Here is a 6,349-nt window from a genome sequence, read left to right as displayed (position 1 = left end):
CGAAAGAAGACTTCAAAAAAAACTAAGATGCATGGCTCCTTTAGAATATCGAAACCATGCATCCAAATGTGCATAATATTTTAATTAAATTATCTGTCTACTTGACAAAGGTCAGTTCAGGATAAGGTCCTTATTTTTGTTTCATATAATAAAGACATTTTTCTTTTCAATATGTCAACCTTATTTTATAAATTATTTAAAAGATAGATGTAAGATTTAAAGATTAAAGACATTAGTATATATGAAGGGATGAATAATAAAATAAAAATAGGAGGAGAAGTATGAAAACGTGAATTGTAAATAAAATTTTGCATATATGTAGTATATAAGGAGGGTAAAAGATGAAGAAGTGTTTATTAATATTAATCGTATTATCTATAACTTTAGTATTTACTGGGTGTAAGTCAAATACTTCAAGTAACAGCACTGTTGAAACTTCTAATGATTATATTGAATATGTCAATGAAACATATAATTTTAGACTTCAATTACCTAAGTCTTGGAAGGATAAATATTATGTAGAAGAAGGAGATAAGGAAATATATTTTTACCATAAGAATGATTTGAATGATGAAAGAAAAGCAGAATTATTTACTATACATGTGTCTAATACAGAAAATGAATGGGAAGAGTTAGAAAAGGAGTATGAAATAATATCTATAATAAGAAAGGTAGTTGAAGATGAGGAAGGAATAATCTCTATAACTTCTCCTACTGATAGTGCTTATGGTGAAGAGGAGAAAGAATGCTATGAAGAATATAAAAAGATGGAAAATGATAAGAAAAGTATTGAAGAAAGTATAGAAAGATTAAGTAAGTAGTCACTTTGTATGTATTCTAAGTATGTAAGGAGGATTATTAAATGGGAAATATAGTAAAGAAAATCACAGCCATATTACTAATTATGATAATAAGTTTTATGTGTAACCCTAAGATAACAATGGCAGATGATGATATTGTAGTAACTCCTTGTGCAAGTGATTATATTCTTTTAACAAGTGTAAATGCAGAAGCAGGAGCAAAAGGAAAAATTGAGATAAGCACAGAGATAAAAGGAACTAAAACATTAAAAAAGGTTGGATTAGAATATGTTAAGATTCAAAAATATGAGAATGGGAGATGGAATACAGTAAAAACATTAAGTAGTGATATGTATAAATATAATTCTGCAACTTTTCATTCTATCCATACATATGGAGGAGAGGTTGGTGAAGAGTATAGAGCTTTAGTAAAGTTTTATGCTGGAGATGACAAAGGTTCAGATACCAAAATAGTATTTTCAAATTCTGTTACTGCTAAAAAGTAAATAATTTAAAGAGACTGAAGTGTTTATTAAAATCTAAAGATACTTCAGTCTTTTTTTATGATGAAATATTAAACATTCTAAGGTATTTATGTAAAGTTATTCGTTTAAAAGTAAAAAAATTTAAAAAATAAATGTAAGATTCATACATTAGAGACATTAGTATATATGAAGGGGTAAATAATAAAAATGAAAATTCAGGGGGTATGATAATATGAAAGGCTGAAGATTAAAGTGAAGTAGGGGTATTGGGCTATAAATATAGTTTACAAGGGGGATTACAGTATGAAAAAAAGAAAAATATTAAGTATGATATTGGTGAGTATTTTCATTGTAAATTTATTAACAACAACAAGTTTTGCACAAAAAATAGAAAGTAATTTAGATATAGAAAATTGTGAAAAAGTTATAAGTAGTTATATTGAAGACTTTTTAACTAAAGGTTACTCAGAATATTATGATATAAATAGTGTAGAGACTGTATTTGATGAAATAAATATAGATGAAGAAGATAATATTGTAGCTATTGTAAGGACAACCATGAATAATGTATTGAAAGCCAAAGCTGTAGAAGAATTACCATATGTAAAAGGTATGCTAAAAAAGGTTAATTTAAATACACTCTCATATGAATCTGACGATGAAACAATGAGCATAGTTGCAGCCAATAATGAGAATAATTTAAACGCCAATCAGATAGAAGTTACCTCAAGGATTATAAATGATAAATTTAAAGACTTGAAGCAGTATATTGGAGAATCAGATGATACTAACTTTATATTTAGAGTAACAGCAAGTGCAAGAGATGGTCAAATTGATATGTCTACTATAAATATGTTTGCAGAGAATATAGATGAATTTATACCAGCTGAAGAGATGCTTCCAAAAGCAGAATATGAATATGAACAAGAAGGGTTTAAATATTTAGAAACTGAAATTTCTAGAGCAGATACTATTTATAGTAAAGAAATGTCGCCTACACTATATTCTAATTATGATAGACTAAAAGCCAGAGATTATGCTAATAAGTACACATCTAATACTACTAAAAAATGTCCTCATGGAGAGGCATTAATGGACACTTCAAAATATAATTCAAATTACAGTTGGTATTGTCACAATGATTGTGCCAATTATGTATCTCAATCTTTAAAAGCAGGAGGACTCCCTACAGATAGTACTTGGAAAGGTGGGTCAACTGCATGGATAAATTGCGAGAAATTAACAGATTATATGGTAAATACAAAAAAATATTGGAAAAAATCTGATTATGAGAATGCTAATGCAGGTGGCGTCATAATGATGAAAAATAGTCAAGGACGTAGATATCATACTGTAATGATTGTTAAAAATGATACTGTTACACGACAATTTAGCGGTCATACAAATGATAGATTACAATCAGCATATTCTAAAAATTCCAGTTGGGAATATTATGTCCTTCAATAACTATATAAAAGATATCTCATAAAAAACAACTCCCCGAATTATTAAGATATAATGAATTTCTCCTGTTTTTATTAGTTTAAAGACAGGAGAAATTTGCTGTATATACCTTTTCATCAAAGATAATTTAGTTTTTATAACATTAGAGTTAACAGGAGGTACTATATTCTATGAAACAATAATTTTTAAGGCAGGAAATATATTTAACCTGTCTTATTTTTATGTAGTTTTTTACCATTTTCTAAGAAATATAAGGTATAATTTATATAACTACATAATTAAAGGAGGATGAACATGGAGCTAAGTCCTTTTGTTCGATTTAAAGAAAAAGTAGTGGAGAATGTATCTAAGGTAATCGTAGGAAAAGAAGAGATAATAGAATTAGTTATAGTATCTTTTCTATCAGGTGGTCATGTACTTTTAGAGGACATACCTGGTATGGGAAAGACCATGATGATAAAAGCTTTTTCAAAGACATTAGACCTGCCATTTAAAAGAATTCAATTCACTCCAGATTTATTACCATCAGATATCACAGGCATAAATTTTTACAATCAGAAAATAGGAGAATTTCAATTTAGGGAAGGGCCTTTATTCTCTAATATAGTCTTAGCTGATGAAATAAACAGGGCTACTCCTAGAACACAATCTAGCCTTTTAGAAGCCATGGAAGAAAAACAAATAACTATAGATGGGGAAACTAGAAAATTAAGCACTCCTTTCATGGTGCTAGCTACACAAAATCCAGTAGAATCCTATGGAACCTTTCCTTTGCCTGAAGCCCAATTAGATAGGTTTTTTATGAGAATTAAAATTGGTTATCCTACAAAGGAAGAAGAAAAAGAAATAATCCTTAAGAATATAGGAAACCCCTTAGAAAATATTCAATCTATAATAACAGAAGAAGAGTTAAGCTATTTGTTTAGCCATGTTTCTAAGGTTACAGCTGAAGAAGATGTAGTAAATTATATAGTTGAAATTATAAATGAGACAAGAAATAAAGAAGAAATAGAGTTGGGAGTAAGTCCTAGAGGTACTATTGCGCTTTTTAAATCTTGCCAAAGTTATGCTGCTATTAATGGGAGAGATTATATAATTCCTGAGGATGTGAAAGCTATGGCTCCTTATGTATTAAATCATAGAATTATATCTAGAGGCATAGGAAATATTGAAGATTCTATAAATCTAATAAAGAGAATATTAGAAACAATACCAGTTCCTCTAGAGAATATATAGGTGATGGGTATGTTGAGATTTTTATTAGTTCTTATAATATTTACTCATATTCTCAATAAATTAACTATGAAATATGGTTTATTTAATCTGACTTATAAAAGAGAAATATCCAAGAAGACTGTAGAAATAGGAGAAGAATTTCAAATAACTACTACTATTGAAAATAGAAAAATGTTGCCAATAACTTTTTTACAAGTAGAAGAGAAATATCCTAAGGCTTTAGGGATAGAGAATTATAACTATAATCTCTTTATAATGCCTTATCAAAGGGTTAAGAGAACATATAATTTGAGTGGAAATAAAAGAGGTGCATATTTTTTAAGAAATGTAGTTTTAGGAATAGGGGATTTTGCTGGATTTAATATGGAGCGTAAAGGAATAGAGTTTTTACAAGAGGTGCTAGTTTTACCTAAAAGTCTGAAACTTCAAGAAGCTGTAGTACCCTATGGCAATTTCAACGGACCTATATCTGTAAAAAGATGGATTATTGATGATCCCTTGATGACAATAGGAATAAGAGAATATACTGGATATGAACCAGAAAGATACATACATTGGCCTTCTTCTTTAAAATATGGACAGCTTATGGTTAGAAATTTCGATTTTACTACAGATAATAGTGTATTAATACTTCTAAATGTAGAGAGCATGAAACCTTTTTGGGTCGGAATCAATGAAGATGTTTTAGAAAAAAGTATATCTTTATGTAGAGGGCTTATGGAAGAATTAGAAGAAGAAAAGATCCCTTATGGCTTTACTACTAATGCCTATGGAATTAATATTAATGAAAAACAAAACTATTATCCAAAGGTAGGACAGAATCACTTAAATTATCTCCTTGAAACTTTGTCTAAAATTAGTTATGGAGCTTCTATGCCTTTTGAAGCACTTCTGGAATACTTTCTAAAGAGAAAAGGTAATCACACTACTTTTGTAGTAGTGACTCCAAAGATCTTTTCTTCATATATAGAACCTATTAACGTTTTAACTAAAACCGCTAATAGAGTAGTAGTTATTTCTCTTCAAGAAGAAAATTTAAATAGATTAAGTAATAATATTATAAAGTATGTGGAGGGATAAATATGAATGAGATTATTTTGTTAGAAATTATTAGCCTAGTATCCTTCCTTTTTAGTTTATTAACTTACTTTTTTCCATTTACAAAACTTAATATGTTCTTTTTTATGTATCTATGGACAATAATAGTATCTTTTTTATTTGTAAAGGTATATAAGAAAAAACCTATATATAAAGGGATCATACTATTGTTAATAGTTCCTCTTATATTTAAAAATACTTTTAGTAGCAGAGTTTTTATATTTTTAACTTTGTTATTTATATATATTTATATAAATAACGGTTTATTAAATTCTAGTTATTTAACCTATGGAAGTAAATTAAAGAAAAGTCTTTATTTCTTTCTCGGGCTTCTCTTTATTTCCTTTGTCTTTGGAATAATAGATATATTTATAAGTAATTCAGTTCCTTTTATAATAATCTATTTCATATCTACAATAGTGCTTATAAGAAGTTTAAGACATATTGAACATTCAATGAACTTGGATAATATAAAGAATACAAATAGATGTTATATTATTGGAATCAGTATATTATCTTTTATTCTTATATTGGAAGAGGTCAGAAACAAGATTTTCCTATGTATAAGGTCAGTATATATTTTTATCATGGATATAATATTTAAAATTCTTTATTATCCTTTAATCTATATTGGTCAATTCTTTAATAGCATTATTCAAAATATATCTAATCGACTAGATAAAAATTATATTAAAGATTTAAAAAAACAAATTCAAGAACCTCATAACTTTGAAGATATAATAGAGGAAACCAAGAGCTCTCCTGAAGTACTGAAAAAAATTATAGATGTTGGTATTAAAATAGGGTTAATTATAGTAGTTATACTTATTTTATACTGGTTTGTTAGAAATAGAGGACAAAAAGAGAAAGTAACTTTAGATTATATAGAAGAAAGAGAATACATAATAAGACCAGAAAAAGAGAAGAGAAAAAAGAGAAAAAGGATACTTAAACCTAAAAATTTAAAGGAACAGGTAAGGTATTATTATAAGAAATATTTGATAAAACTAAAAAAATCTAACATTCCTATAGAGTCTTACGATACTTCTCTAGAAGTAAATAATAAAGCAGAAGAAAAATTTCAAAGAGACAATATTAAGGAAATTAGGGAAATATATATAGAAACACGCTATGGTAGAAAAGAAGTAGATGAGAGTACAGTAAAAAAAATAAAAGATATATATAAAAACATTTAATCTCCATAGGTATTATGGAGATTTTGTTATAACGAATAGGAAAGTTCTACTTTTTTCTTTTTTCAATGTA

At 27.5% G+C, this 6,349-nt stretch carries 6 protein-coding genes; all 6 read left to right on the top strand.

Going from position 1 to position 6,349, the window contains the following annotated elements; genetic code table 11:
* Positions 1 to 341 precede the first annotated feature (341 nt).
* The 6 genes from KQI42_RS04200 (at position 342) to KQI42_RS04175 (ending at position 6,279) form a co-directional block, all read left to right on the top strand.
* Positions 342 to 821 (top strand): hypothetical protein, encoded by a 480-nt coding sequence (locus tag KQI42_RS04200; protein ID WP_216517042.1) that lies wholly within the window; start codon positions 342 to 344, stop codon positions 819 to 821.
* Between the two features lie 41 nt (positions 822 to 862).
* Complete coding sequence (locus KQI42_RS04195) at positions 863 to 1,306, top strand: hypothetical protein (RefSeq protein ID WP_216517040.1); 444 nt, start codon at positions 863 to 865, stop codon at positions 1,304 to 1,306.
* A 282-nt stretch (positions 1,307 to 1,588) separates the two neighbouring features.
* A complete protein-coding gene (locus tag KQI42_RS04190) occupies positions 1,589 to 2,752 on the top strand; it encodes an amidase domain-containing protein (protein WP_216517038.1) in 1,164 nt (387 codons plus the stop codon).
* A 291-nt stretch (positions 2,753 to 3,043) separates the two neighbouring features.
* The gene (locus KQI42_RS04185; protein ID WP_216517036.1) at positions 3,044 to 3,985 is read left to right on the top strand and encodes an AAA family ATPase; all 942 of its coding nucleotides are present in this window, start codon (positions 3,044 to 3,046) and stop codon (positions 3,983 to 3,985) included.
* Between the two features lie 66 nt (positions 3,986 to 4,051).
* On the top strand, positions 4,052 to 5,065 hold the full coding sequence (locus KQI42_RS04180) for a DUF58 domain-containing protein (protein ID WP_216517034.1): 1,014 nt from the start codon (positions 4,052 to 4,054) through the stop codon (positions 5,063 to 5,065).
* A 2-nt stretch (positions 5,066 to 5,067) separates the two neighbouring features.
* Positions 5,068 to 6,279, top strand: coding sequence for a hypothetical protein (locus KQI42_RS04175; protein WP_216517032.1), 1,212 nt, complete (start codon positions 5,068 to 5,070; stop codon positions 6,277 to 6,279).
* Positions 6,280 to 6,349: the final 70 nt, after the last annotated feature.

Source organism: Tissierella simiarum, assembly GCF_018917865.1.
Classification (GTDB): domain Bacteria; phylum Bacillota; class Clostridia; order Tissierellales; family Tissierellaceae; genus Tissierella_C; species Tissierella_C simiarum.
Note: the sequence above shows the minus strand (reverse complement) of the source record. Positions and strands in the feature narration are given on the sequence as shown.

Bases quoted from the DNA above. Each gene is read 5' to 3' on its own strand.
- KQI42_RS04200 (WP_216517042.1), top strand. From the start codon at position 342: ATGAAGAAGTGTTTATTAATATTAATCGTATTATCTATAACTTTAGTA.
- KQI42_RS04195 (WP_216517040.1), top strand. From the start codon at position 863: ATGGGAAATATAGTAAAGAAAATCACAGCCATATTACTAATTATGATA.
- KQI42_RS04190 (WP_216517038.1), top strand. From the start codon at position 1,589: ATGAAAAAAAGAAAAATATTAAGTATGATATTGGTGAGTATTTTCATT.
- KQI42_RS04185 (WP_216517036.1), top strand. From the start codon at position 3,044: ATGGAGCTAAGTCCTTTTGTTCGATTTAAAGAAAAAGTAGTGGAGAAT.
- KQI42_RS04180 (WP_216517034.1), top strand. From the start codon at position 4,052: ATGAAATATGGTTTATTTAATCTGACTTATAAAAGAGAAATATCCAAG.
- KQI42_RS04175 (WP_216517032.1), top strand. From the start codon at position 5,068: ATGAATGAGATTATTTTGTTAGAAATTATTAGCCTAGTATCCTTCCTT.